The sequence below is a fragment of the Bartonella sp. MR168JLCBS genome (genome assembly GCF_042194175.1).
This window is the reverse complement of record NZ_JBHIMP010000189.1, coordinates 1-968: the sequence shown is the minus strand read 5'-3', so window position 1 is coordinate 968 and position 968 is coordinate 1. Positions and strand designations below refer to the sequence as shown.

The following is a 968-nucleotide window of genomic DNA, read 5'->3' as shown; positions in this document are numbered from 1 at the left end:
CCTTGGCCAAGCTTATTTTGCTCTCGTCCTCCGGAATCACCGATTATACGCATCATGATGGCACCGCCAAATCTGTGCCAGAAATGTTTATCAATCCAACCGTCGATCCCAGATTCCCCAAGAGGGCCAGTACCAGGTGAGTCAAGATTGACAATAACACCAGACGGCGTTTCAATACGCGACCATTGCACGAAAACGCGCGTTTGTCCTTGTTGTATGCCACTTTGGTAGAAACCGACGACTTTGGAACCACGATCGACCAAAACAACACGACCGCTCGTAGAATAGACATCGCGTGTTAAATGACATGTTGTCATTCCCGGTTGTGATGTGACGATTTTTGTTTCCAGCGTACAATCTATTTGCGTTCCCTGCGTAATCAAGAGATCACGGTTACGCAGTTGGGCTGCGTGTGATTGACCTAATCGTACAGGCTGGAGCTTATCAAATAATACACCACTATTTCCATTGTCAAGTGTATTCTTTTTTGAATTTTCTGTAGAGCTTTCGCTACTGCTACCATTGTTAAGACCAGAACTTAACATACGTTTGCGTGCCAATTCTTCAGCATCCTGAATCAAATTTTGTGGCATTGTTTGAAGAAGTTGTGCTAAGGCTGGTGGAATAGACTGCGTTAGTTCTTCTGCCTGTACTGGTGTTTCTGGTTCTTCTAAAATTTTCGGTTCCTCTGTGATTCGAGGGGTGTAGCGAGGTATAATTTGCTCTACTGTCTGTTGAGGCTTTTCTTCTTCAACGTCTATGGCATTGCGCATTTTTAAAGCCTTCCAAGACAGAGCAATCGGCAACGCTACTATGACAATAAGCCCTACTATTAACAATGTCCGTGCACCGGGAACTATTGGACGGCGTTCCGAGTCTAATTCGGAGCTACCATACGCACCTTCAATATGTTTATGCTCAGTGTAGTTTTGTTCTGCACCTGTATTGATCTCATCTCCTTTCTTATT

The 968-nt window shown here is 44.4% G+C and carries 1 protein-coding gene; it reads right to left on the bottom strand.

The window, feature by feature from the left end; translation table 11 throughout:
• On the bottom strand, positions 1–968 hold a 968-nt coding region (locus ACFIK8_RS10255), incomplete at both ends, for a TrbI/VirB10 family protein (protein WP_375669363.1).